25 protein-coding genes are annotated in these 25713 nt (G+C 59.6%); 12 read left to right on the top strand and 13 right to left on the bottom strand.

Annotated elements, in window-relative coordinates; translation table 11 throughout:
• Positions 1-164 precede the first annotated feature (164 nt).
• Positions 165-1097: an AraC family transcriptional regulator gene (locus FHX11_RS14080; RefSeq protein ID WP_184358270.1), complete on the top strand. Its 933-nt coding sequence runs from the start codon at positions 165-167 to the stop codon at positions 1095-1097.
• A gap of 153 nt (positions 1098-1250) precedes the next feature.
• Here the strand turns inward: FHX11_RS14080 and FHX11_RS14075 are convergent, their stop codons facing one another.
• Together FHX11_RS14075 and FHX11_RS14070 are read right to left on the bottom strand one after the other, a co-directional pair.
• A complete protein-coding gene (locus FHX11_RS14075; RefSeq protein WP_184358269.1) occupies positions 1251-2006 on the bottom strand; it encodes an SDR family oxidoreductase in 756 nt (251 codons plus the stop codon).
• Positions 2007-2059: 53 nt separating this feature from the next.
• The gene (locus tag FHX11_RS14070; RefSeq protein WP_184358268.1) at positions 2060-2986 is read right to left on the bottom strand and encodes an SMP-30/gluconolactonase/LRE family protein; all 927 of its coding nucleotides are present in this window, start codon (positions 2984-2986) and stop codon (positions 2060-2062) included.
• 384 nt (positions 2987-3370) lie between these two features.
• Here FHX11_RS14070 and FHX11_RS14065 point away from each other — a divergent pair, with 384 nt between their 5' ends.
• From FHX11_RS14065 to FHX11_RS14025, 9 genes are all read left to right on the top strand, one after another.
• Entirely contained in the window at positions 3371-3874 is a 504-nt protein-coding gene (locus FHX11_RS14065) for a flavin reductase family protein (RefSeq protein WP_184358267.1), read from the top strand.
• 58 nt (positions 3875-3932) lie between these two features.
• Positions 3933-5024 carry an LLM class flavin-dependent oxidoreductase gene (locus FHX11_RS14060; RefSeq protein ID WP_184358266.1) on the top strand — a complete coding sequence of 364 codons (1092 nt, stop codon included), beginning with the start codon at positions 3933-3935 and terminating at the stop codon, positions 5022-5024.
• A gap of 61 nt (positions 5025-5085) precedes the next feature.
• Complete coding sequence (locus FHX11_RS14055) at positions 5086-5910, top strand: transporter substrate-binding domain-containing protein (protein WP_184358265.1); 825 nt, start codon at positions 5086-5088, stop codon at positions 5908-5910.
• 54 nt (positions 5911-5964) lie between these two features.
• Positions 5965-6627, top strand: coding sequence for an amino acid ABC transporter permease (locus tag FHX11_RS14050; RefSeq protein ID WP_184358264.1), 663 nt, complete (start codon positions 5965-5967; stop codon positions 6625-6627).
• Positions 6628-6629: 2 nt separating this feature from the next.
• A complete protein-coding gene (locus FHX11_RS14045; RefSeq protein ID WP_184358263.1) occupies positions 6630-7286 on the top strand; it encodes an amino acid ABC transporter permease in 657 nt (218 codons plus the stop codon).
• Positions 7283-8041 carry an amino acid ABC transporter ATP-binding protein gene (locus FHX11_RS14040; protein WP_184358262.1) on the top strand — a complete coding sequence of 253 codons (759 nt, stop codon included), beginning with the start codon at positions 7283-7285 and terminating at the stop codon, positions 8039-8041. The genes FHX11_RS14045 and FHX11_RS14040 overlap by 4 nt, the downstream gene beginning before the upstream one ends.
• 35 nt (positions 8042-8076) lie before the next feature.
• Positions 8077-8838 (top strand): SDR family oxidoreductase, encoded by a 762-nt coding sequence (locus tag FHX11_RS14035; protein WP_184358261.1) that lies wholly within the window; start codon positions 8077-8079, stop codon positions 8836-8838.
• A gap of 40 nt (positions 8839-8878) precedes the next feature.
• Complete coding sequence (locus FHX11_RS14030; protein ID WP_184358260.1) at positions 8879-9301, top strand: RidA family protein; 423 nt, start codon at positions 8879-8881, stop codon at positions 9299-9301.
• Positions 9302-9437: 136 nt separating this feature from the next.
• Positions 9438-10157, top strand: coding sequence for a GntR family transcriptional regulator (locus tag FHX11_RS14025; RefSeq protein WP_246780998.1), 720 nt, complete (start codon positions 9438-9440; stop codon positions 10155-10157).
• Positions 10158-10254: 97 nt separating this feature from the next.
• Here the strand turns inward: FHX11_RS14025 and FHX11_RS14020 are convergent, their stop codons facing one another.
• The 11 genes from FHX11_RS14020 to FHX11_RS13970 all read right to left on the bottom strand — a co-directional run bounded on the left by FHX11_RS14020 (position 10255) and on the right by FHX11_RS13970 (position 23666).
• Positions 10255-11436 carry an amino acid aminotransferase gene (locus tag FHX11_RS14020; RefSeq protein WP_184358259.1) on the bottom strand — a complete coding sequence of 394 codons (1182 nt, stop codon included), beginning with the start codon at positions 11434-11436 and terminating at the stop codon, positions 10255-10257.
• 62 nt (positions 11437-11498) lie between these two features.
• Positions 11499-12281, bottom strand: coding sequence for an ABC transporter ATP-binding protein (locus FHX11_RS14015; protein WP_184358258.1), 783 nt, complete (start codon positions 12279-12281; stop codon positions 11499-11501).
• 1 nt (position 12282) lies between these two features.
• A complete protein-coding gene (locus FHX11_RS14010) occupies positions 12283-13143 on the bottom strand; it encodes an ABC transporter permease (protein WP_184358257.1) in 861 nt (286 codons plus the stop codon).
• Between the two features lie 22 nt (positions 13144-13165).
• Positions 13166-14182, bottom strand: coding sequence for an ABC transporter substrate-binding protein (locus tag FHX11_RS14005; protein WP_184358256.1), 1017 nt, complete (start codon positions 14180-14182; stop codon positions 13166-13168).
• A 131-nt stretch (positions 14183-14313) separates the two neighbouring features.
• Complete coding sequence (locus FHX11_RS14000) at positions 14314-15459, bottom strand: alpha-hydroxy acid oxidase (protein ID WP_184358255.1); 1146 nt, start codon at positions 15457-15459, stop codon at positions 14314-14316.
• A 4-nt stretch (positions 15460-15463) separates the two neighbouring features.
• Positions 15464-16753, bottom strand: a complete 1290-nt coding sequence (locus FHX11_RS13995) for a hypothetical protein (protein ID WP_184358254.1) — start codon at positions 16751-16753, stop codon at positions 15464-15466.
• A 35-nt stretch (positions 16754-16788) separates the two neighbouring features.
• On the bottom strand, positions 16789-17520 hold the full coding sequence (hutC, locus tag FHX11_RS13990) for a histidine utilization repressor (protein WP_184358742.1): 732 nt from the start codon (positions 17518-17520) through the stop codon (positions 16789-16791).
• Positions 17521-17555: 35 nt separating this feature from the next.
• The gene (locus FHX11_RS13985; protein ID WP_184358253.1) at positions 17556-18569 is read right to left on the bottom strand and encodes an alcohol dehydrogenase catalytic domain-containing protein; all 1014 of its coding nucleotides are present in this window, start codon (positions 18567-18569) and stop codon (positions 17556-17558) included.
• A 4-nt stretch (positions 18570-18573) separates the two neighbouring features.
• A complete protein-coding gene (gene hisD, locus FHX11_RS13980) occupies positions 18574-19902 on the bottom strand; it encodes a histidinol dehydrogenase (RefSeq protein ID WP_184358252.1) in 1329 nt (442 codons plus the stop codon).
• A gap of 293 nt (positions 19903-20195) precedes the next feature.
• Complete coding sequence (locus FHX11_RS13975; protein WP_184358251.1) at positions 20196-20966, bottom strand: glucose 1-dehydrogenase; 771 nt, start codon at positions 20964-20966, stop codon at positions 20196-20198.
• Between the two features lie 345 nt (positions 20967-21311).
• Positions 21312-23666, bottom strand: a complete 2355-nt coding sequence (locus FHX11_RS13970; protein WP_184358250.1) for a LuxR C-terminal-related transcriptional regulator — start codon at positions 23664-23666, stop codon at positions 21312-21314.
• Positions 23667-23802: 136 nt separating this feature from the next.
• Between FHX11_RS13970 and FHX11_RS13965 the strand changes: the two genes are divergently transcribed.
• Together FHX11_RS13965 and FHX11_RS13960 are read left to right on the top strand one after the other, a co-directional pair.
• Positions 23803-24831: an ABC transporter permease gene (locus FHX11_RS13965; protein ID WP_184358249.1), complete on the top strand. Its 1029-nt coding sequence runs from the start codon at positions 23803-23805 to the stop codon at positions 24829-24831.
• Positions 24831-25712, top strand: a complete 882-nt coding sequence (locus FHX11_RS13960; RefSeq protein ID WP_184358248.1) for an ABC transporter permease — start codon at positions 24831-24833, stop codon at positions 25710-25712. Before FHX11_RS13965 ends, FHX11_RS13960 begins: the two co-directional genes overlap by 1 nt.
• The last annotated feature ends 1 nt before the right edge of the window (position 25713 follow it).

Here is a 25713-nt window from a genome sequence, read left to right as displayed (position 1 = left end):
TCTCAACTGATGACAGGCTGTTCCGCATCGAGAAGCGATTGACAGCGCTCGAAGCGAAAATGATTTGCGGGTCCGCCTGAGCAGAGTTTCATGGTTCCTGCTTGTCTCAAAGGCTAGAGCGACGTCCGGGAAAGCCTGATTAATCAGGCAGATGGGCAGCGGTCATGACGTGCGAACATCAGATAATTTCTTTTGCGGATGGCGAATTTCCGGTGAAGGAATTGCATGGCATCGGTCTTCTCGAGACCTGCCAGACATTATGGACGAGTGCCGGCCGCAATTGGAAAAATGTATATGTGGCGACCCAGATCGAGGCTCCTTACGAGGGCTTTTTCAGGGCGAGCCCGCATCTCTTCGTCGGCTTGGTGCGATCCGGGTCTGCAAAGATGGCCTTTAATCTGAGCGGGGAAGAGGGAAGTACAAACCTGCGCCCCGGCCAGGCACTCATTCTGCCAGCCGGCAAAAGCTTTAAGGTAAAATTAGACGGCTATATCCATACGACGCATATCTATATCAGAAACTCCTTTCTGAATGCGGTCGCAGCCGAGATCTATCAACAGGACCTATCCTCGGCCATCTTCAACACCGAAGAAATGATTCAGGATCCCTTGCTCGAGGGATTGATCACCGCGATTAGCGATGCGGTCGAATTCGATTCCCGGTTGCCTGATATCTATGCCGAACATTTGGCGCGCGCGTTTTGCTGTCATATCCTCCACCGTTATTCCAGTTTCGGACCTCTGCACCAAGGGGCTGATATCGTGATGAAACCGGGAGGAAGACGCTTTGCCCATTTCCGGGCATTGATCGAGACGCATATAAACCAGAAATTATCCCTGGCCGATATGGCTGCCGGTAGTGGAATGACCACGGGACATTTCGCGCGGGTTTTCAAGGATTCGACCGGCATGACTCCCTATCAATATCTACTGCATTGCAGAATAGAGCGCGCACGACATCTTCTGGTCAGAACGTCACTGCCGATCCTGCAGATCGCATCCGAGTGCGGCTTTGCCGACCATGTGCACTTCACCAGGGTCTTCTCGAAGATGGTCGGGCAACCTCCAGCGGCATTCCGCAAGACAATCCGTGAATAGCAATGAGAGCAGAGCCTGTTTGATCCGGATCATGGCCGGCAGCCCCGAAGTGGTTTGCGCGCTTGGTAGGGTGAAATTAGGGGCACTTCATGAAGGGATTGTCTTCTGCGGAAATTCGCTGATCAGCGAGGGGTGGTGGCTCCCTTAACCTTCTCACCGTGCGCTATACCCGCCATCGGCCATGAGGATGTGCCCCGTGACGAAGGATGCGTTCGATCCCGCGAGATAGACGATCGCATCGGCGATCTCGCCGGGTTCAGCCCAGCGCCCGAGCGGATGGGCGCTCCTGATGGCCGCTTCCCCGGCTTTCGGATCCTCCAATCCTTCCAGGTAGCGTGTCAGAAATGGCGTGTTGATGGAGCCGGCGCCCACGGCGTTGACGCGAATACCTTGGGGCGCATAGTCGATTGCCATCTGTCGAACGAGCTGCAACAGCGCGCCTTTGGCCGCGCAGTATGCGGCCTGTTCCGGCAGTCCGACGACGCTGGAGATCGAGCCGGTGGCGACGATCGAGCCGGACCGCCTTTCGATCATGGTGGGGAGGGCGCGCCTTGCCATCAGGAAGAACGCCTTGGCGTTGGCGTTCATGACGCTGTCCCACTCCTCCTCGCTGGTATCGTGCACGGATTTCGAGATGATGAAGCCTGCATTGTTGACCAGGATATCGACCGGACCGAAAGCATCTTCAGCATGTTTGAAAATTCGCTCGACGTCATCGGATCGCGTCACGTCCGCGACGACGGCGACGATACGGCCGGGCGCGAGGTTTTCGAGATCTTGCACCGCTGCAGTGATGTCCGTCGCGCAGATGCGCGCGCCGTGTTCCAGTAGTTTGGTCACGACCTCGCGGCCGACGCCGCCGGCGGCGCCTGAAACCACGACGACTTTTTCAGCGAAGGATGAGTTCATTTGCTTGGTTCCTTTTGTGACGTTCGCAGATAGGGTGGCCACGGTCGAGATGCCTATGCCGTCGCCGGGCGGGGCATCCCCCTGGTTTGCAGGAAGACGGCATAAAGGCTCTGGGTGGCGCAGATGAACAGGCGGTTTCTCCTGGCGCCGGCGAAGACGACATTGGCCGTCGTTTCCGGAATGCGGATCTTGCCGAACAGTTCGCCTTGACTGCTCAGGCAATGAACCCCGTCCGCTGCACCGACCCAGATGTTTCCCCTTTCATCGAGGCGCATGCCGTCGTAGATGCCCTGATCGCAGGTCGCCAGAACCCGGTTGTTGCCCAGCGTCCTGCCGTCCGGCGCGACATCGAATTCGCGAATATGTCTGGGACCGTCGGCGCTGTGTGTTGCGCCGCTGTCGACGATGTAGAGCTTCGTTTCGTCGTGATTGAAGGCAAGGCCGTTCGGCTTGACCAGATCGTCCGCGACGATCGAGACATGGCCGTCAGCGGGATCGACACGGTAGACGTTGGAGCCTCCGATCTCCGACGGGCCTCGTTGTCCTTCATAGTCGCTGTCGATACCGTAGGTCGGGTCGGTGAACCAGAGCGAGCCATCGGACTTTACCACCACGTCGTTTGGAGAATTCAGCCGCTTGCCGTGATAATGCGATGCGAGGACAGTGATCGAGCCATCGTGCTCGACGCGTGAGACGCGCCGCGACCCGTGTTCGCATGCGATCAGCCGGCCCTCGCGGTCGATGGTGTGTCCATTGTGAAATCCGCAAGGGCTGTCAAATACCGACACGGAATTATCCGTCTCGTCCCACCGCATAAGCCGATCGTTGGGTATGTCCGAAAACAGCAGGTAGCGGCCCGCGGCGAAATAGACCGGGCCTTCGAGCCACCGCCCGCCAGTCCATAGCTTTTCGACATGGACGTTTGGAAGAATGAGGCTCCGAAACCGGTCGTCATGAATTTCAAAGGCATCGGAAAACATCTGTCCCTCCCAGGCTGATCGCAAATGGCTACCGCCTCGTCGCTCTCCCCGTATGGTCCGCCAAGCATAATGAAGATTATCTACAATCTTCAAGGCGTGCAAAAGGCCCTGTCGCAAAAAAAAGCCCGCATCGTCCTCGCCGCGGAGGACTTTGAGGGAAACCGCGAAGCTTTATCTCCTGCGGCGGGGAGGGGCGATCCCGCTATCGCTTGCGGACCAGAGTGACGATCTCCGCGATTTGAGCCGGCCTGCATATGACCGCGATCGGCATAATTTTATCAACAAATTCCGATGGTTGGCTATAATCTTTCCACATGGCCAAATCGCGTGTTGACGGATTGTAGATAATCTGCAAAATTAAATGCAACTGAATGGGAGCATCCAATGAGCGACCAGAATGAAGAAAATTTCCGCCAATCCATGCGGCGCCTCGCCGCCACCGTGTGCGTCATTTCCTGCCAGAACGAGGGGGTGCGGCATGGCATCACCGTGACTTCGGTGACATCGCTATGCTTTTCGCCGCTATCGATCCTCGTCTGCATCAATCAAAAGGCTTCGGTGCTGGCGCCGCTGCACAAGGAAAAGCGGTACTGCATCAATCTCCTGCAGGCGTCGCAGGTCGAGATCTCGCGGCGTTTCAGCGGAGGCGTTCCCGCCGGCGAGCGTTTCCTCGACGGCAACTGGGAGCTTGAGGGCGGAATTCCCTATCTCGCCGATGCCCAGGCCAATCTCTTCTGCGAGATCGACAGGGCCTACAGCTATTCGACGCACGACATCGTCATCGGCAGGGTGAACAATTCGCGCTTTGCTACGGAGGTTTCGCCACTGATCTACCAGGATGGCCTCTACGCGGTCGGCGCTCCGATCCCTCTTTCGAACGCGGCTTGAACTGTCGGCAGGCCATTGGCGCTCGGGCGCCCTCAGAAACGCATTTTAGGAGAATGACATGCAACTCGGCTTATTCAGCCTCATGACCTTGCGCGACCATCCGGACGGCGCCGTAGGCGTCATGCGCGATACGAAAAAGATGGTCCAGACCGCCGAGGAATTGGACTTCGACATCGCCTGGTTTGCCGAGCATCACTTCGCCAACTATTCCAGCTCGCCGTCGCCGCTGATGATGTGCTCCTACGCGGCAGGCTGGACAAAGAGGATCAAGCTTGGGCCGGGGGTTATCGTGCTGCCGCTCTACAATCCGTTGCGCGTCGCCCAGGAGATCGCGGTCGCCGATACGCAGACGGAGGGCCGCCTGGTCGTCGGCGTGGGAACCGGCTATCAGCAATATGAATTCGACCGTTACGGTACCGCCATCGAAGACAAGGTCGACGTCTTCCTGGAATATTGGGACGTCATCGAGAAAGCATTGGTCGACGGCGAAGTCGAATATCAGGGCAAGTTTTTCAGCGTTCCCAAAACGAGCTTCGCGGTCACTACCCAACAGAAGCCGCTGCCGCCGATCTTCGTGACGTCGTCGCACCCCAAGCTGCTCGACAGGTTCAAGAAGTGGAATGCGACGCCTTTCATCGCGGCCAGCACGCTGGGCTCGCCCGTCTTGTACAAGATGGGCGACGGGCTCAACAAGGCATGGGAATCCATCGGCGAGAACCCACTGAAGAAGCCGCTGGCGATCATGCAATATGTTAACATCACCGACAGCCGCAGCGAGGCGCTCGCGGTCGGGGAGCGTGCCCGCTATGTTGGCCGCATGGCCCATCATCTTCGACAGGCTGAGTTGCCGATCGACGACAAGGGCTACATCCGCGACGAACCCTACGACGGCGAATATACGCTTGATCAATATGCCGACAACATGGTGGTCGGCGATCCGTATGTGGTCGCGGAAAAGATGATCGCCGACATCAAGCGGCTCAATCCCACCAACTACACATGCAACTTCTCCTTCGGATGCATGCCGATCGAAAAGGCGCACAACTCGATCACGCGGTTCAAGAAGGAAGTGGTTCCGCTGATCGAGAAGGAACTCGGCCCTCTCTCGGACATCGCCGTTGAGAACAAGCCAGTGAAGAAAGCGAGCTGATACGACCACAGGCACTCTCGCAATTTAGTTCAACCAAGTAAGATAAAAAGGGGAACTTAACGTGAAGAACTATCTCAAAGCATTACTTGCCACGGCTATGTTTGCGGCCGGGATGATATCTCATGCCAATGCAGAATCCGCCCTGGACAAGATCGTACAATCGAAGAAGTTGCGTTGCGGCACCATGCTGGATGATCCGCCAGCAGGCTTTCGAGATCAGAACAATCAGCCGGACGGTTATGACGTCACCTACTGCAAAGACATGGCTAAGGCACTGGGTGCAGAGGTGGAGATTGTCGAAACGCCATCGCCGGACCGCATCCCGGCTCTGGTTTCGAATCGCATCGACGTGTTGATTTCATCGACAACACCGACGGCTTCACGCGCGCTGACGGTGGGCTTTACGCAGCCGTACACCAACAATATCATGGTGGTGGTAACGCGGAAGGAGACGGGCATAACCCAATACTCCGATCTGAAATCCAAGAAACTCGGCAGCGTCGTGGGCGCGACACCCGAGCAACTGTTCAAGCAAGAGCTTGCCAATGGCTGGCAGAAAGCCGGCGCCACCTACACAGGCTATGCGAGTGACGCCGAGTCATATCTGGCACTGCAGCAGGGCAAGCTTGATGCGATAGTGATTTCCGCGGGTGTGTTCCACGCCCTTGAGCAAAGCGGTCAGTTTCCAGAATTCATCCAGGCCGGCGTTGCTCCGTTGGCGGATTTCGGCTCCATCGCGGTTCATCGCGACGACCAGCAATTTTTGAACTGGGCACGGGTGTTCATTTTCCAGCAGGAGACGAGCGGACGCCGGGCTGAAGTCTACAAGAAATATTACGGCGATGGTCCGCTGCCCTCGTTGAACTCGAATGGCGTCAGTTTCTAAACGTAAGCCTCCTGCCGGCATTCAGCTTTGCCGGCAGGCGTTTGAGGTGATTGCATGAACGGCTATCAATTTTATTGGTCCATCGTCTGGGATGCACTTCCGCTTCTATTGGTCGGGGCTTGGGTGACTGTTCAGATCACCATCCTCGCCTTCGTTATCGGCACGGTAATCGCGATGCCTATGGCCGTGGCGCGCCAACATGGCGAGGGATGGACCTATCGCTTCTCGACCGGATGGGTGGAGCTGTCGCGCAACACGCCGGCGGTCTTCCAGCTCTATCTTTTCTATTTCGGACTAGGCGCCTTCCACATCAACATTCCCAGCTATGCGGCCCTCCTGATCTCGGTCTCCTTCAACAATGCGGGCTATATGACGGAAATCTTCAGGGGCGGGCTGGCCGCAATCCCGAGACAGCAGCTTTCCGCGTCACGCTCGCTAGGCATGACCAACCCGCAGAGCTTCATTCATGTGATCTTTCCGCAGATGTTCAAGGTCATTTTTCCTGCCTATGTCACGCAAGGCATCTGGGGCATGCTGAACACGTCGCTGGGTATGCTGGTCGGATTGCAGGAGCTTTCAGGCGCCACGCAATACGCGCAGTCGACCTCCTTCCGGACATTCGAGTTCTTCCTTGTCACGGCGCTGATCTACTACCTCATCGCCAAGGCGCTGCAGTTTTCATCGCAACTGGCCTTTCGGCTGATCTACAGGAGCTGAGCGTGCAGTTCTCCTTTGCAAATCAAGGCCTTGTATGGTCGGACGCCTATTTTCTGGCGGAGGGGCTGTTCAACACCATCCGGCTCGCCGCTGCAGCAACCTTTGTCGGCACTCTTGCGGGAATCGTCCTTGGCTGGCTGCGTACCGTGTCCTTGACCGCGAGGATTGTCACGGCGCCATACATCGACATCCTCCGCAGCGTGCCGATGATCATCCAGCTCATACTGGCCAACAGCTTTCTGTCGATCCTGGGCCTTGGAGCATCACCCTTCTGGTTCGGCACGGTTGCTCTCGGTGCCTGGATGTCGGCGGTCACTGCCGAGGTGGTCCGCGCCGGCCTCCTTTCGGTCCCCGTTCCGTATCGCAAAAGCGCCCGCTCGCTCGGCATGAATGGTTTCCAGGAGCTGTTGTACATATCGATGCCGCTGGCGTTCAGGACGGCCCTTACTCCCTGGATCGGGCTCGTTCTCAGCCTGATCAAGGACAGCGCGCTGGCGGGCGTTGTCGGCTATGTCGAATATATGCGCTCAACCCAGATACTCATCACCAGGACGCATGAGACCTGGCTGCTGCTGATCGGAGCGGGACTTTTCTATTTCATTATCTGCTACCCGGTGTCGCGATACAGCCGCCGTCTCGAAGGAAGGATCGTCGTATGATCGAAATCAGGAACGTGCGAAAGACCTTTGGGCCGCTGACGGTACTCAAAGGGATCAACCTCGATGTGAGTAAGGGTGAGCTGCTTTGCCTGATCGGTGCCAGCGGCTCGGGAAAGTCGACACTGTTACAGTGCATCAATGGGCTGGAGCCGATACAGGGCGGCGAGATCGTTGTCGATGGGGTGAGCGTCCATGATCCGAAGACAGACATCAATAAGCTGCGGCGCAAGCTGGGCATTGTTTTCCAGCAATACAACGCATTTCCGCATTTGACGGCTCTGCAAAACGTTGCGCTCGCTCCAAGGGTGGTCGCGAAGCGCAGCCGCCAGGAGGCAAGAGCGCTGGCCCTGAAGCACCTTCAGCATGTGGGTTTGGGCGACAAGTCGGACAGCCTTCCGTCGCGCATGTCCGGTGGTCAGCAGCAGCGTCTTGCTATCGCGCGTGCGCTCGCAATGGAGCCGAGTTACATGCTCTTCGATGAGGTTACCTCTGCTCTCGACCCCGAGCTTGTCGGTGAGGTTCTGGAAACGATGCGCCTTCTCAAGTCGGAAGGCATGACGATGGTGGTCGTCACGCACGACATCAACTTTGCGCGGGAGTCCGCCGATCGCGTCGCATTCCTTCATCAGGGGGAAGTCTGTGAACTCGGCACCGCCGAACAGGTCATTGATAATCCTCAGATGGAACAGACCCAGAAGTTTCTGCGCCGCGAGAAGCGGCCGGTCGGTGGCGGCTGCAACATGTCGGCCGCCTAGCCCTCGCGCCAAGCCAAACACAAAGGAGCATGCACATGATCTCGTTCGACCTCTCCGGACGTACGGCCCTCGTTACGGGCGGAGCATCCGGTATCGGCCTGGAAGCCGTGCGTCTCATCGCCAAGAGCGGTGCGACGGTTGCAATCAACTTTCTGCCCGGTGATCCGCGCGGGCCGGCTGCCGTCGAAACCTTGCAAAAGGAAGGGCACAAGGTCATCGCAGCCCCCGGCGACGTCGGCAATGCCGAGAGCGCGAAGGACATGGTGCTGAAGGCGATCGCCGATCTCGGCCGCCTCGATCTGCTCGTCAACAATGCGGGGACGCCCGGAGTTCGCCATCCCATCCCGATCACCGATCTGGACTCGATCACCGAGGAGCTGTGGGCGAACCTGCTAAACGTCAATTTCATGAGTGTCTTCCGCTGCTCGAAAGCGGCCGCGCCGGCCTTGAAACAGGCGGGAGGGGCGATCGTCAACACCGCGTCCATTGCCGGACTCGGCGCCGTCGCGAGCACCATCGCCTACAGCGGCTCGAAAGCAGCCGTCATCAACCTGACGAAGAACCTCGCCCGCTCGCTTGCGCCCGACGTTCGCGTGAACTCGGTTGCGCCAGGGGCGGTCGACAGTTCGTGGGGCATCGAATGGTCCGAAGAGCGCCGGCAGGCGACGATCGCGGCAACGCCGATGAAGCGTCTCGCCACGCCGGCCGAAGTTGCCGAACTCATCGTCTATCTCGGCTTCGCCGCAAAGATGACGACCGGTCAGACAATCGCCATCGACGGCGGCATCTCGATCTAAGCTCTCGGAACCCTATCGAATTCAAGCAAGGAAATTTTCAGTGACGGAAATCGTAAAGGTCAAGTCGGGCAGCATTCTCGAAGACAAGGAGGGTTACTCCCGCATCGTAGCGGTCGGGGACTGGATCTTCATGTCGTTGACGGCAGGACGCGACTACAAGACCCGGGCAATGCCAGACACGGCAGTCGAGCAGGCCAAACAAGCGATGAAAAACGTCGAGGGCGCTCTGGAAGCTGTCGGCGCATCGCTCGCCGACGTCGTCCGCCGGCGGATCTTCATCCTGCGGCAGGAGGACGTTCCGGATGTCATGGCCTATATGGGTGAGAAGTTTCGCGGTATCGATCCGGCAAGCTGCGTGAGCTGCGGCCCGCTCGGCGGTCCGGAATATCTGTTCGAAATCGAAATCACCGCCTATCGGGGCGCCGGCGCGAAGCCCGCCAAGCAGATAGCCATCTCATTGTGATCTCACGGGGTGATTTCTCGGGGGCTCGCGCCATCTCTCGCGGATCGCGCGAGCCCCGCAGGCTGCCATTCTTTGTATATGATCGACAAAAGCAAACAGGTACAGTACGACGCTCCGCAATGATAATGAGGGCATCATGGCTATAACCGGTTCAGATTCGATCATCACTCCCATGAACAACATGGAGGCGACGCAGTTCGCCGCCGAGCAGATCCGAAAAGCCATCATCGCCGGTCATTTCAAGCCGGGAGACCGTCTGATCGAGCAGCAGCTAACGGAAATGCTCGACGTATCCAGGCACCCCGTCCGCGAGGCGCTGCGATTGCTGGCGCGCGAAGGCTTCGTCGAGCTCAAGCGCAACAAGGGCGCCACCGTCAGTGCGGTGGAAGCGGCAAGCGTGACGGAGGTCTACAAGATCCGCGTGGCTCTCGGAATGCTGGCGCTCGACTATTTGATGGCGGACGAGGATCGGCTGTCCGATGCCGACCTGAAACGGCTGGAGAAATTGGCACACAATGCCGTACGCTGTGCGGAGCTGGAGAGCCAGGCGGAAACGGTCCAGAACGATCTCGAATTTCAGCAGGCTATCATCGACGCAACCGGCCTTCAGCGAACGATACGCTATTTCTCCGAACTCACCGGCGACGTTCGCCGGTTCAACAACCTGTTGGGGGTTGTCTATACCGATCGGAAAGGTGACGCGGAAAACTATGTGATGAAGCTGTTCGAGGCCGTCCGGGATCGCAATCTCCGCGAGGCTCACCTGATCTGGGAGGCCAAGTTCGCCAAGGCGGCGGAACGCTATCTCTCCATCATCGAGCGCGGAAACTCGGACGGCGCAAGCAAGGCCGTATGACGCCCCCGTTTAGGTGATGCCTTCCGGCGCAATCGTCATAGAGCGGTTCAGTGTTTCACGAAATCATTGAACCGCTCCAGACTTCAGCTTCCGGTTTTCAGAGTACCGCAGCCACAGCCTTGGCGAGGTCATCGAGCCGGTCTTCCTTGAGGCCAGCGACGTTGAATCGGGAATCGCCGACCATATAGATGCCGAACTCGTCGCGCAGGCGGTCGACCTGCGCTTCGGTCAGGCCGAGCCGGGAGAACATGCCACGGTGATCGGCGATGAAGTCGAAGCGAGAGGAGTTTGACTGGCGACGGAGCGCCTCGGCAAAGCCCTGGCGCAGGTTGAGCATGCGAAGCCGCATGGCTTCGAGCTCAGACTTCCAGTCGGCCCGCAGCGCCTCGTCTTCGAGGATGATGCGCACGGCCGCGGCCGCATGGTCCGGCGGCATGGAATAGAGCACGCGGGTCGTGGCAAGCGCCTGGCTACCGGCGATCTTGACGCTTTCGGCGTCCTTGCCCATCAGGATGACGGCGCCGACGCGGTCGCGATAGACCGAGAAGTTCTTCGAGCAGGAGGTGGCAACGGCCATTTCCGGCACCTTGCTCGCGAGCAGGCGGACGGCGGCGGCGTCTTCTTCCAGGCCGTCGCCAAAGCCCTGATAGGCAAGATCGACGAAGGGGAAGAGGTTGCGTTCGACGAGAAGCTCGGCGACCGGCCCCCATTGCTCGATGGTCAGATTGGCACCAGTCGGGTTGTGGCAGCAGCCGTGCAGCAGGATGATGTCACCCGCCTTCGCCTGCTTCAGTCCTTCGAGCATGGCATCGGCCTTCACCGCACCGCTGTCCGGATCGAAATAGGGATAGGTCGCCGTCTTGAAACCGGCGGCCTTGGCGATCGGCACGTGGTTTGCCCATGTCGGGTCGGACATCCAGATCGTCGCGTCGGGCCGGGCCTTTGCCAGCAGGTCGGCGATGGTGCGGAGCGCACCCGAGCCGCCCGCCGTCTGGCAGGCGAACATGCGGGAAAGGTCCGTATCGTCGCCAAAGACCAGCTTCAGCATCGCCTTGTTGAAACCTTCGTCACCCGCCATGCCGACATAGGTCTTGGTCGTCTGGCTTTCATAAAGGCGCTTCTCGGCCTCCCGCACCGCCCGCATGATCACGGTCGCACCCTGTGAATCCTTGTAGACGCCGACCCCGAGATCCATTTTCGTCGGCCGCGCGTCGTTCCTGTACAGAACCGAGAGGCTGAGGATCTTGTCCGGTGGAGCGACAGTGAGGGTTTCGAACATGGCTTTTCCTTTGGATTGAGATCAAATGCGCAGATGTCTTGTGCCGCCTTGCATCGGCGGAATCAATGCTCCAATTCGCTTTGTGATCCGGCCCGGATTGCGGCAAGCACCTGCTTTTGAAGCGCAACGAATTCTGAGGAGGCGATCATATCCTGATTGCGTGGGCGTGCGAGCCCCACGTGGAAGGTCGCGTTGATACGTCCCGGATTGATGCTCATCGCCACGATGCGGTCGGATAGATAAACGGCTTCTTCGACATCGTGGGTGACGAAGAGAACGGTCAGCCTATGCTCTTCCCAGATCTGCGTCAGGAGTTCCTGCATCTGATGACGGGTCAGAGCGTCGAGCGCGCCGAACGGTTCATCCATCAACAGCATTTTCGGGCGGTAGGAAAGGGCACGCGCAATGGCGACGCGCTGCTTCATCCCGCCCGACAGTTGCGATGGAAAGGCATCGGCGAACTTGGTGAGCTTCACCAGCTCGATATGATGACGCGCGATATCCCGGCATTCGGCTGTCGGGAGGCCTGCCGCCTGCAGGGCGAATTCCACATTCTGTTGTGCGGTCAGCCACGGCAGCAGCGTGTAGGACTGGAAGACGACGCCGCGATCAAGCCCCGGGCCGACGATCGGTGCGCCATCGGTCAGAAGAACGCCGTTGTCGAAGCCCTGAAGGCCGGCGACGATGGACAGCAATGTACTCTTGCCGCAGCCGGAGGCGCCGACCAGGGAGACGAACTCGTTGTCGGCAAGTTCCAGGTCGATACCGCTGAGGGCATGAACGCGGTTCTTCCTGCCGCCGTACCACTTGTTGAGACCTTCGATCTTGAGTTTGGGTTCGCTCATCTCAATGCCTCGAAGCGTAGCGGAAGAAAACGCGCTCCAGGGCCTTCATGCTCTGGTCGGTGATCAGACCGAGCAGACCAAGGAGCAGGATATAGCCAATGATCGTCTGCGTCTGAAAATATCGCTGCGAGACGACGATGCGATAGCCGAGGCCGGATGTCGCCGCCACGAGTTCCGCCAAGACAAGCCAGGTCCAGGCCCAACCGAGGCTGATGCGCAGCGTGTCCCAGATGCCGGGGAGGGCGGAGGGCAGGACGATACGGCGCAGGATCTTGGTTTCCGACATGCCGAGCGTGCGGCCCAGCCCGACGAAGTCGGCCGGAACACGCTTGACGCTGTCCATGACCATCAGCACCTGCTGGAAGAACGTTCCGATAAAGATGATCACGAACTTCTGAATGTCGCTTGTTCCGGCCCAAAGAATGGTCAGCGGAACGAAGGCGACAACCGGCATATAGCGGACGAAGTCGACGAAGGGCTCGATGGCGGCTTCCCAGGTTTTGAAGCAGCCGATCATGATCCCGATCGGGATCGCCAGCGCCGATGCAATCAGAAAGCCGACAAGCATGCGGTAGATACTGATCCCCGCATCGGTCCATAGCGTGCCATCGACCGCCAGTTCCACCATCTTGGCCCACACCGCTGCGGGCGAGGGGAGAAATATCGGCTTTACCCAGCCGGTAGCGGTGGCGAGCCACCATACGATGAACAGCAGCGCAAAGACGGCCAGGGCGATGATGAAGAATGATTGGCCGCTGAGCGGGTCACCGATCCGGAAGGCGCTCGGAGGCCTGCCGACGCCCGCGCGCGACTGCGCGCGGGGTCTTTCCTTCGTTGTCGAGGATAGTTCGGAGCTAGACATTTTCGTCCCGTTGGTGCGGAGGTCACTTGTTCGCTGCGTCGACAAACGACGTGTCGATGATGCTGTCGGCGGAAACGTCCTGGGTCACGAGACCAGCCTGTTTCGCTGCCTTCAGAACATCGGCGAAGGTCTTTGTCTTGAAATCACCGGCAAAGGCCTTGGCGGCTTCGGCAGAGCTGTAATACTGAACGCCGTCGAAGGCCGTTTTCAGATCATCCGGAGATGCGCCCACCGCCTTTGAGATGATGGCGCGGTCCTCTTCGGTCTTGGCCTTGTAGTCGGCCAGAGCAGCGTCCCATGCCTTGATCATCGCCAGAACCTGCCCTGGCTTCTGCTTCAGCACCTCTTCGCGAACGACGAGAACGTCGGAGACAAGGCCCGGATCCTTGCCTGCTTCAAACAGCAGTTTGATATTCTTGTCCTGCGCCATCGCTGTGGAAATGTAAGGCTCGTAGGTGACGGCAACGGGAACACGGCCCGCAATCAGCGCCGTACCGGCATCAGCCGCCGGCATGGGCACGCGGGTGATATCGTCGATGGTCATGCCGTTGCTGGTCAGCGCATAGTTCAGCAGGATGTCGCTGGTCGTGCCTTCCTCGAAGGCGATGTTCTTACCCTTGAGGTCGGCGACGCTCTTGATGTCGCTACCGGCCAGGATTGCGTCCGCCTTCAAGCTGAAATCGAGGAGCGAGACGATCTTCACCGGCAGGCCCGCGGCAACCATGCCCATGGCCGTGTGCGTCGCGATATTGGCGGCGTCGAGCTGACCGCTGGCAAGCGCTGCGTTGATGTCCTTGTCTTCGCTGAAATTGACAAGCTCGACCTCCTCAAGGCCAGCTTTCTTGAACAGGTCCTTGCTGGCGGCGACGTGCCATTGGCCGTAACCGAGCCATGGCTCGATGCCGATCTTGAAGGCGCCCGGCTCAGGCTTGGACGGGATCTGATCCTGGGCGTTGGCTTGCGCAGTGGCGAGGACGCCGACGATCCCGAGCGCGATCGCTGCACGGGAAAACTGCTTGCTGATGGATTTGTAGTTCATTGGGAACCCCTCTTTTGATGATTTTAACGGATCATACAGCTTGCATCTTCAGAAGTTTTACGCCCGACCATCAAGGTCACGGCGGGCGATATCGTGTGTAAGTGCCTGTCTCCTTTCGCCGGCGTCAGCGGTCATTGTTTGAATATCAGGTGCGAGCCTCGTGCCTTGAGGTCGGCAATCGAGCTGACGCCCATCAAGGCCAAGGTAATCGAAATCTCCTGGCGCAATGTCGCGATCGCACGGTCGACCCCGGCTTGGCCGGCAGCGGCGAGCCCGTAGGTGTAGGCTCGACCCAGCAGGACTGCGTCAGCCCCCATTCCAACCGCCTTGATGATGTCGCTGCCTCTTCTAATCCCGCCGTCGAGCATCAGCGTGAAGCCCGCTCCCACTGCGGCCCGGATATTGGGAAGCGCCGCAATGGTGCTGATCGCGCCATCGAGTTGGCGACCACCATGGTTCGAGATCACGATGCCGTCGACGCCGATCGCTTGCGCTTTCATTGCATCCTCGGGTGAAAGAATGCCCTTGATGATCAGTTTGCCGTTCCACCGGTCACGCAATGTCTCGATGTCTTTCCATGCGAGCCTTTTGTCGATGCGCCTGGAAAGATTGGCGGCCTGTTCGAGCGCGCCCGTCCCGAACTCGGCCCGATGCGTCACCGCCCGGACGGAGGGCATGCCGCCGCGAGCAACGTCGAACAACCAGGCCGGCTTTCGGCAGAGGCTCGCGAACAGTCGCGGCGTGATACGCGTCAGAGATCGGAAGCCGTTTCGGACGTCGCGTTCGCGGATAGCGGTGATGGCCGTATCCACGGTCACGTACAGCGCTTCGACGCCGGCCTCTTCCGCAGCGCTCAGAAATTCCTCGCAGAGTGAGCGGTCGTCGAGCACGTAGAGCTGAAAATGTAGCGTACCGTCGGTCGCATCGCGGAGGTCCGCCAGAGAGGCGATCGAGAAGGTCGAGAGGCAGAACGGGATACCGGCGGCATGAGCGGCGCGTGCTGCTTTCTGCTCTCCGTTTCGCGTGTAGAGGCCAAGAAAGCCGACAGGTCCCAGCATGAATGGCAGAGAGTGTCGCCGTCCGAGATATTCGGTCGACAGATCCGGCTCGGCGTATTCGCCGAGAACGTTCTGCCCCAGCCTCAAGAGCGAAAAATCGTCCCTGTTGCGACGATGGGTTTCCTCGGCGAAGGAGCCGCCGTCGATGTAATCGAAGAACAGTTTTGGCAATCGCCGGCGAGCGGCAAGCCGGAGGTCATCGATGTTGACGATCGTCACGATCTTACACCTCCGGATCTATGGCTGCGAGGAAACGGGTCACCAGGTCGGTGCCCTGCTCGGGTTCGGAGCCTACCATCATCGCCACTGAAAGACCGATCAGGGAGGATGTCGGATTGTGGCTCGTCGCACCGGCCCGCAAGTTCATGACGAGTGTCGGGCACAGGAAAAGCCCAAGCCGGACAACATTGCGCCAGTCTGAAGGAAGCATGTCGCGTTGCTTGAGGGCGGCAAGCAGAGGCCTCCACATGGTCTCCGCTTTCGTTTTCAGAAGCGCCTCGCGAACCGGGCTTGGCGCCCAATCGAAATCCGCAAGGAGGCGGCCTTTCTCGTATTTCGCCGTTGCCTTGAATGTCTGCTCGGCGACAGCCGGGTCATAGAGCCAGTAGGGATGGGCGAGGATATTGTGGAAGGTCGTCTTCACCTCTGCCAGAAGCGTCGGAATGTGCTCGCCGGCGAAGGCCGGGTCAAAGAACGACAGGCTCGCGTGCCCTTCCTGCCTTTCGAACCAGACATTGGCGTTGTGAGCGTCGCCATGTGCCGTCACGCCGCCGCTGTCCGCCAGGCGCATGGGGTCCAGCCTTGCATGCGCGGCGTCGAACAGCTCCCCAAGCGTGTTGCGATATTCGATGCCGTTGATGACGAAGCGGGCTTGCGACAGTGCTTCCCAGGAAAGCGTGGCGCCTGGAAATTCGAACGTCTTGCCAACATAGAAGCTTGCCAGCCGGCCACCCGGGTAAGTTCCCTCCGGCGCGGTGATCAGCCGATCGTAAAACAGCCGATGGACCGGCTCCTTCATGACCTGGCCAGGTGTGACGGGGTGCAGTGTCTTCAGATAGACGGACAGGACGGCTTCGTTGAGCCGGCGTTCCGCATCCACGGCCTCACTTGCCGCTTGCTCATCATGAAGCTCGTCGAGCCTGCGCAGGACGTCGGAGAAACGGGGGTCCGTTCTGCGTCTGTAGACCAGAATCTGCTCGCCCGGAAGGGTCGACATCATCACGGGCTGGTCGACCGGCAGGCCGGCCTTGGCGAGGATATCGGCGCGATAATATTCACCGCTCATTTCCTCCTCATTTTCCTCCTGGTGGAATTTGAAGAAGTATGGCTTCCCGTCGGCCTCGAAGAAGCCGTTCAGAGAATTGAGGCTGTATTGGTCGTGGTTGATTGCCAGATCGTGTGCCTCGATCCCGAACAGATCCTGCAACAGCTCTGCGAGCAGAGCTTCGGCGCCGCCGTCGCGTGCCTTGGCTTTCTCCCGGATGATTGCGGTCCGACTGTTGGGCTGTCTCATGATCTCTCTCACTCTTGCGCTGACATGTCCGCTTTTCACTTTTGGGGCGGCAGGTATCTGCTGCCAAGCGAATAACGGCTGCCGACATAGGTGAAGGTATTGACGGTGGCGATCGTCTGCCCCGTCCAGGTCTTTCGGTTGAGGACCAGGCAGCTGTCGCGCTCGCGGATGTGCAGGAGGCGCGCATGTCGCTCAGTCGCCGGCACGGCGCTGATGAGGTGCTCGACTTCGGTGAGCGGTGTGCTGTGCTGCAGGTAATCGTAGGTGCCGATGGACGTAAAATCCTGATCGAGATAGTTCTTCACGAGCTCCGTATTGACGTAGCGCTCCTCGAGTTGAACAGGGACACCGTTCTCGTAATGAACGACCAGCGAGTGATCGATGGGGCAAAGCTTTTTGAACTCGAACGCGTCCAGTAGCATTTGATCCGGCCGCTCGAGCCGCTCGAGCACGATCACCTCGGCGCGATGCCGGCTTCCGCGTGCTTTGATCTCGCTGATGATATTGCTGATCTCGATGAGGGTCGATTGCGCTTTGGGAGGCGAAACGAACGTTCCGACACCCTGGACCCGGCGCAGATAGCCTTCGGCGGTCAGTTCGCGAAGCGCGCGATGGACCGTCATGCGGGAGACACCAAGCGACGACGTCAACTCGTGCTCGGACGGGAGCTTCTCGTTCTGTGGCCAGTTCCCGTTTCCGATATTGTCGAGGACGAAGTCCTTGACCTTTTCGTAGAGCGGCAGCGCGGTATTTGAGAGACCGGACAATTCTATCTCCATCTCACGCCGAGGCGTGTCCCAGATCAATCGGCGATCCGAATGATCGTCTTTAGCTTGTTCGTCCGCCCGTCGATGAGCCGGCGGTAGGCATCAGGAATTTCGTCGAGCGAGTTCAGGACCTCGCTGAATTGCAGAAGTGAGGGCTGCAGCTTCGGCAGCAGGGCGATGGCGTCAGCGAGTTCGCTTTCAAAGGCATGGCAGCCAATCAGGGAAATCTCGCGCTCAACCAGGATGTTGGGATCCAGATCCAGCTTTCCGTGACTGATGCCCACAAGAGCGAAGGCGCCGCCACCGTCGAGAAGGTCGATGCCTTGCGCAATGGCCTTCGTGCTTCCCGTCGCATCTACCGCATAACGCAGTCGCGCGTCGCCGAGAGCAGCCCTTGCCTGCGACTTGTCCAGCGCGACCGCCGAGCCTGTGCAGATGCCGGCGACCATCTCGGCACGACGGCCATTCAAATCCGCAAACAGCAGCTTCCCGTCGTGGAGATGCGAAAGCAGCAATCCGCAAAGACCGCCGATCGTCCCGCAACCGATAAGGATAATCGCTTCGCCTCGGGGTGGATTGAGCCGTCGCACCGCATGAAGGGCGACGGCCAAAGGTTCTGCCATGGCCGCCACCGCGGGGTCGAGCGACGGATCGTGCTTGAAAACGAGACGGGCGGGCAGCTCGGCCTTTTCCGCAAAGCCACCATCGCAGATCTCGCCGACGAAGCCGAGATGTTCGCAGACATTGGTGCGGCCCGATTTACAGGCCTCGCACTGTCCGCAATAAAAACGGGAATCGACCGTGACCAAGTCGCCGACGGCCAGACCTTCGACGCCTTCGCCGACTGCTGAGACACGACCGCAGAATTCGTGTCCAGCCGTCGATGGCCGCCTGCTGATCCACTGGCCGGTTCGGTAGTTGTGGAGGTCCGAGCCGCAGATTCCCGCCGCACGAACGTCGATCGTCACGTAACCCGCTTGTGGCAGGCCCGGTCTTTCAATGTCCTCGACCCTCAGATCGAGCGCGTCGTAAAGCCGGACGGCCTTCATCCGATCAGCTCCGCTTCGGAAGATAGGCGTCGCGGACGGCCGAGACGGCATGTGCATGCGACGAGAAGCCCTCATATTCCGCGAGCTTGTGGGCACGCTTTGCAAATTCGGGATAAGCCGGCGCCGTCACATAGCCGATCGAACTGCGTTTCACGAAGTCGGTGACCGACAGCGGACCGAATGTGCGCGCCCAGCGGCTCGTCGGCAATACGGCGTTGGGGCCAAGGCAGAAATTCGCGATGCTGACGGGGGTATGAGGACCCATGAGGATTTCGGCGGCCTCTGTGATATGGCCGAGATGGGCAAAGGCGTCCTGCGACAGGATTTCGAGATGCTCGGGCGCATAGGCATTGATGAAATCGTAGCTTTCCTCGACCGAGGAGGTCAGTATGATGCCGCCGCACTTGCCTGAAAGGACCGCGCTCGAGAACTGGACCCGCTGTTGGGTCATACGTGCCCAATGTTCGGGCAGGGCGGCAAGCGCCTCCTCGGCTACGCGCCGGCTATGGGTCACGAGATAGGCGGAAGAGTCGGGACCGTGCTCGGCTTCGATCAACAGGTCGAGCGCTGCGAGGCCGCCATGGACAGTATCGTCCGCGAAGATGATGGCTTCGGAAGGGCCGGCGGGAAGGCCTGTATCGATGATGCCCGCCAGGCTGCGTTTTGCAGCGACCACCCAAGGGCTTCCTGGTCCGACGATCTTTAGCGCCGGCTTGATCGTTTCCGTGCCGTAAGCGACAGCCGCGACTGCCTGTGCACCGCCGACCTTGTAGACGGTTTCGACACCGGCCAGACGTGCCGCCACGAGCGTTGCGGCATCCACGCGTCCGTCCGGTGCTGGCGGAGTGACGATCGCCAGGTTCGGAACGCCCGCAACGACGGCGGGGACGGAGGTCATCATCGTGACCGACGGAAACGAACCTTTGCCGCGTGGAATGTACAGCGCGACAGACTTGATCGGGGTGAAGCGGTCGCCGGCGAAGGCGCCTGGCTTGATTTCCTTCAGCCACATGGCTTCGGGCTTCTGCTCTTCATGAAAATGGCGGATATTGTCGATGCCGAAGGTGATGGCCTCGATGACATCCTCGCTGACAAGCTTGAACGCGGCGTCGAACTCGGCATCGGTCACCTTGATCGTTGCTTCGGTGATATCCGCCTTGTCGAGTTCCCGGCCGAAGCGGGCAACAGCGCGGTCGCCTTCGGTGCGCACCGCCTCGAGGATCGGCGCCACTTTCTCGACAAACCCTGAAATGTCCGTTTCGGACCGGCGCAGGAGCGTGGCCTTCTCGTCCGGTCCAAGCTTCGAATATTCATGAAAAGTGACTTCGGCCATTGCACATTCCCTCATTGGCGCCTCCTGGGCGCAGGCAGCCACGATCGCTCGCGCGGTGGTGACGGCGACGATTCAAGTTCGGTTCGCGTGAACGCACGGGCCCCATCGCAAAGAGGGACGCTCGGCGTTGATACGGCATCTGTATGTTCGAGGACGCCGGATGTTGGTATCCGGCAAATTCCCAGGAAGTCTCGAAGACTTCGTTCCCGCTTTTTGTTGTCTATAGATGTATATACATCTATAGACATTAAGCATCGGACCCGTGCTGTCAAGCACCATCTTATCCCATTTATCTAGATGGACGCGAGGAAGCCGCCGTCCACGGGAATGCATTGGCCGGTAACGTAGGCAGATGCGCCGCTCGCAAGAAAGACAACAGCGCCACCGATGTCGGAGGCGCTACCGAACCGCTTCTGCGGGATCTTTTCGAGCATCCGTGCCGCCCAGTTTTCATCCTGATAAAACCCGTCGGTCATCGCTGTCCGGAAATAGCCGGGAGCCACCGCATTCACTCGAATGCCGAGTGGCGCCCATTCGGCTGAAAGTGCCCGTGTCATGCCGAGCAGTCCCGACTTGGACGAGCCGTAGGGCACGGCCGTTGGGATCCCGACATAGGAGGTGAGGGAGCATAGGTTGATGATGCTTCCCCCCTGGGACTGGCGAGACATCCGCCGCGCTGCAGCTTGCGACCAGAAGAATGCGCCCTTCAGATTGGTGCCCACGATCTTGTCCCAGATCTGTTCGTCGACATCGAGCGAAGGAGATACCTGTTCGTAGCCGGCATTGTTGACAAGGATATCGATGACGCCCGTGATGCTCTCGAACTTGCCTAGGGTGTCTTCGATGGACGATATGTCCGTCACATCCTGGGCGCTCGTGATGGCCCTCCTGCCGAGAGCCTCGACCTTTTGCTTGGTCTCGCTTAGCGCAGTTTCATCGCGCGCCGTAATGCAGATATCGGCGCCTGCTTCGGCCAGCGCCAGCGCAATCCATTGGCCTAGACCGCGGCTTGCACCGGTCACAACTGCGATTTTTCCTGCCAGATCGAACATTGTATTGGCCATGATGATCCCCTTGGTTTTGTGGGATAGAACCATCGTTCAACAGTAATGTCTATACATGTATTGACAAAGACGACGCCCTTCATGTGCTCTGCCGTAACGCCCGAGATGCGAGACGCAGGGTCGATGGCTCGGATGGGGTGGGCACCCCGACGGGCTCCGAGGTCGAGGCTGTAAAGCTGAAGACACCCAGGTATCCAACACTTTGTATCGATCTTTTCGGCAGTCAGAAATCTCTTCGCGGCACCGCATCACAGCGGATTGGAAGATCATGACCGGAGCGTGTGCGGATTTTGCCGATCCATACCCTCCCCGTTCAGTGATGGATACCGTCACATCGTCCTACAGTCATAGCCAGTCGAGCGCGGTTGCCGCCCGGATCGCTTCGGCGCGGCGATGACAGCCAAGCTTGCGAAACAGATTTCCGAGATGAAATTTCACCGTTACTTCGGAGACATTGAGCGTGTGGGCAATGCGTTTGTTCGACATGCCGCTGGCGATCAGCTGTAGCATCTGGACCTCGCGCTGAGAAAGACCACCCTGCAATGCCTTTGCCTGCGGCGAGTTCACCGAAGCGGCAAAGAGCGAAAGTGCGGTGCGGACATCGGATGAGGTTTCGATGAAGCTGCGAATGCGCTGGTTCTTGAGAAGCGGCGAGAGAAAGATCCGCTCCTCGGAGAGCACGCCGTTGCAGCCGAGGCGCGTGGCGCTTTCAAGCGCCGACAGAAGATGCGCCCGCGTCGCGGCATTGTCCCGGCGCTGGTAGGCGGCATAGCTTTGCCATAGCTGCAGGGCGACCTTCTCGCGGTTGGTGACTTTCGAGTTGGCGATCAATGCATCGATCTGGTGCGACAGATAGGGTCGCGGCGTCGAGAGGCGCACGGAATCGCGCAGCCATGCCATGGCGTAGGAAATCTCGTCTCGTCTGGTCAGGCGAGTCAATTCCTCATTGGCGCTTTCGACCCAGTTGCGGCCGATCCGCATGCGAACCGCGGAGAGGGTTGCCGCCGCATCGTGCCAGCGATTGGCGTTCTGATAGGCAATCGCGGTGCGGATCTCCATCATCGCGTGAAACTGCAGCCCCTCCGACAGATGGATCCAGAGCCCGTCGAGAAAGCCGGGCCTGATCACCATCGGAAAGTGATCCGCGAGCACCTGCGATGCATAGTGAAGAGCGAATTGCATCAGGCTCGGCCAGATCTCCGCAGCGGCGAACCCATCGAACTCCTTTTGAACGAATTGAAGCAGATCGCGCGGCTGGCCGGCCTCGTAGGCGATGCAGGCTTCCGCGAGCCGCAGCATGCGGAATTCCGCCTCCGCAGCGTGCGGTACCTGCTCCAGTTTCTGCCGCGCCGCCTGTGCGGCGTGACGGGCAAAGAGCGCATCGCCGCTCATCAGTCGAAGCACTGTCTGATGCAGATGGATGAAGAACTCCAGCAGCGGCTGGCCACCCATATGGCCGAGATAGATCAAGGCGCGGGCGGCGGCGGCTTCCGCTTCGCGGAAATTCCGGCGGCGAATTTCGAATTCCAGCAGCGCGTTGTAGTAGGCGGCCCATTTGCCGTAATCGCCCATCGGATAGTCTGCCATGAATTCGCCGAGGCGGGTGATCATGGCATCGGTCGGCATCAGATCCTCGGAGATCATGAGGTTGAGCCGGAAGGTTCGTGCCGCGAAGGAAAAGCGCGATCCGCGCAGCAAGACCTTGAGCGGGTCGAGATAGTCCGAGCCCAGATGCTTGCCGACCAGATGGCGCACGCGCTGCAGTTCTCCCAGTTTCAGGAGTGTGCGGGCGAGGGCGAAGAGCACGACTTCGTTGGTTGAGATCATCTCATGGGAAAAGCGCATGATGATGTCGCGAAAGGTCCCAAGGCTATTTCGGTAGATCAATTCCAGGCCGCGGGCACGCTCGAGTATTTGCGCGGCATGCGCCTCGTGCCCGTGATCGAGAAGCAGCGCCATGGCGGCGGGCGCTCGCCCAGCCCGTTCGAAGGCGGAGGCAACCTCGATCACGGCGACCGTCGTCTCGAAGGTCGCCAGGCGTTCGCTGACGGCGATGGTGAGAAGCTTCAGCAGTTCCGGATGTTCATCCGGCGCCCTGACCAGCAGGGGCGGCAAGAGGCCGGTCCATTCCTCGGCCTGGAATGAGGTAGGCGCTTCGAGCCAGATGGACAGGGACGCCGTCTGCCCCGGCGAAAGGTGACCGAGGAAGTTTTCGCGCAGGTAGTCGATGCCGAGTCGCGGATCCCGCAGGCGCCCTAACGGTAGAAACGCCGGCCAGCCGGCATAATCCCTGACGAGGCGACGAGCCTCCTCGATGGGAAGATCCTGCAACTCTTCCGGCGAAAATGTCAGGTCATCGGCGTCGAGCGTAACGGAACCGCGATGCAGGATCAGCCGTGCCAGCCCACTGATGCGCTGATCCGGGCGGCAGGCGATGACCAGAACGCCGATGGTCTCGACGAGCGGGGCGGACAGGCGAACCGAGCGCGCGGAAACCGGCACGTCCCAGAAAAGCCATCCATTCGCGATGTCGCTCATGCGTGGCTGCGGCAGGCTGCAAACCTGTCTGCCCATCGCCCTGGCAGCCATGGACAGAATTGTGGTCTTTCCGGCACCGGCGGGCGCGCGCAGGAAGATTACGCCGGCTCGCTCCGAGGCGATGCGGTCGCAAAGACGGGGGCGGGGTATCAGTCTGTCCATGCGAGATTTGTAAGCGCATCGTGAAAAATAACCTATACCATAAAGCTGAAAAACTATACCTCGGCGCAGTTGTCCGCTGCCGGAAGATCGGGATTGTTGTTCGAGAGTTAGCTGGCGAACAAGGAACTTCCCATCGATGCAGCAACACCCGTTGGTCGCGATCCTGACGCGGCTCGGCACCTTCATTCTGGTCATGATCGCGCTTTCCATCATGATTTTCGCGCTGGCGCGCGTCGTGCCGGGAGATCCCGCGCGCATGGCCCTTGGCCCGGCGGCGACGCAAGATCAGGTCGATGCGCTGCGCGGTCAGATGGGCCTGGATAGGCCGCTTCTGGTGCAATATGTCGATTATGTCGGCAAGGCGCTTAGAGGCGATCTCGGAATGTCCCTGGTGTCGCAGCGTCCCGTCACGACCGATCTGGAGCAGACGGTGCCGGCGACCGTGGAACTGGTGCTTGTCTCCGTGATCTTCATGTTCGTGGTGGCCATTCCGCTCGGCGTCATCACCGCGCATTTCCGGGATCGCGCGCTGGACCATATCGGCCGCATCCTGTCCTTGACCGGCGTCACCATTCCGAGCTTCCTGTTCGCGATCAGCCTGCAATTGCTTGCCGCCCGCTGGCTGCCGGATTGGCCGATCATCGGCCGCCTCGATCATTCCTTAGGCTTTCAGCCCGGACCGACCGGATTCCTGTTGATTGACGGCCTGCTGGCAGGACGGCTGGATGTCTTCGTCGACGCGCTCCGGCATCTCGTCCTGCCGGCCTTTGCGCTGGCTATGGCCGGCATCGGCCAGATCACCCGCATTACCCGGTCCTCCATGCTGGAGAACCAGCGCAAGGATCATGTTCTGACCTTGCAGAGCTTCGGTGTGCCGGAGCGAGTCATCATCTTCCGCTATCTTCTCAAGCTGTCGTCGATCGCGCCATTGACGATCATGGGCCTGGAATTCGCATCGCTCATCGGCAATGCCTTCGTCATCGAGATGGTCTTCGCCTGGGGCGGCTTTGCCTCCTATGGGCTGAACGCCATCCTGCAAAAGGACCTCAATGCCGTGACCGCCGTGGTGCTGGTCGCCGGCCTGTTCTTCATCGTTGCGAACCTAGTGGTGGATGTCCTGATCTCGATCATCGATCCGCGCCTGCGCCGCAAGGAGGCACGCTGATGGCCGATATGAAGATGCTTGACACGTCCGACCGTGGGCTGAGCACGGGCTACATGATGTGGTATCGCTTCAGCCGCAATCCGGCTGCGGTGATCGGTACGCTGATCCTGATTTCGGTCGTCGTGCTGGCGGTCTTCGCGCCATGGCTGACGCCCTATCCGAAACATGTGGGTGCCGTTGTTGATTTCCGCGCCCGTCACGTAGCGCCTGACGCGGCGCATTGGTTCGGCACCGACAAGGTCGGTCGCGATATCTTTTCCCGCACGGTCTTCGGCCTGCGCGTTTCGCTCCTGCTGGTTATCGGCGTGCTCGGCATTTCCGTGCCGATCGGCACGGTGCTCGGCCTGATCGCCGGTTATTTCGGGGGCTGGGTCGAAAAGGTCATCACGGGTCTGACGAATGTCATGCTGGCGATGCCGCCGCTGGTTATGGCGCTTGCCGTGTCGAACCTGCTCGAGCCGAACCTGATGAATGCGATGATCGCGATCACCTTGCTATGGTGGACCTGGCACGCGCGGCTGATCTACTCCGTCTCGAAGTCGATCGCCTCCGAAGATTATATCGAGGCGGCACGGCTTGCCGGCGCAGGGCCGATGCACATCCTGTTTCGGGAAATCCTGCCGAATTGTGTTGCGGTCATCTCCGTCAAGACGACGCTGGACGCCGCCTTCGTGATCCTGTTCGGCGCGACCCTCAGCTTTCTCGGTTTCGGGGTAAAGCCGCCCATTCCGGACCTTGGCTCGATGGTTTCCGACGGCCGTCAGTTCATGCCCGGCTATTGGTGGGAAGTCGTCTGCCCCGGTGCCGCGGTCTTCTACGTGACGCTCGGCTTCAATCTTCTGGGTGATGGCTTGCGCGACATGTTCGATGTGGAGAGCTGAG

The organism is Rhizobium sp. BK602, from assembly GCF_014195095.1.
Classification (GTDB): domain Bacteria; phylum Pseudomonadota; class Alphaproteobacteria; order Rhizobiales; family Rhizobiaceae; genus Rhizobium.
This window is presented reverse-complemented; position numbering and strand designations above follow the sequence as displayed.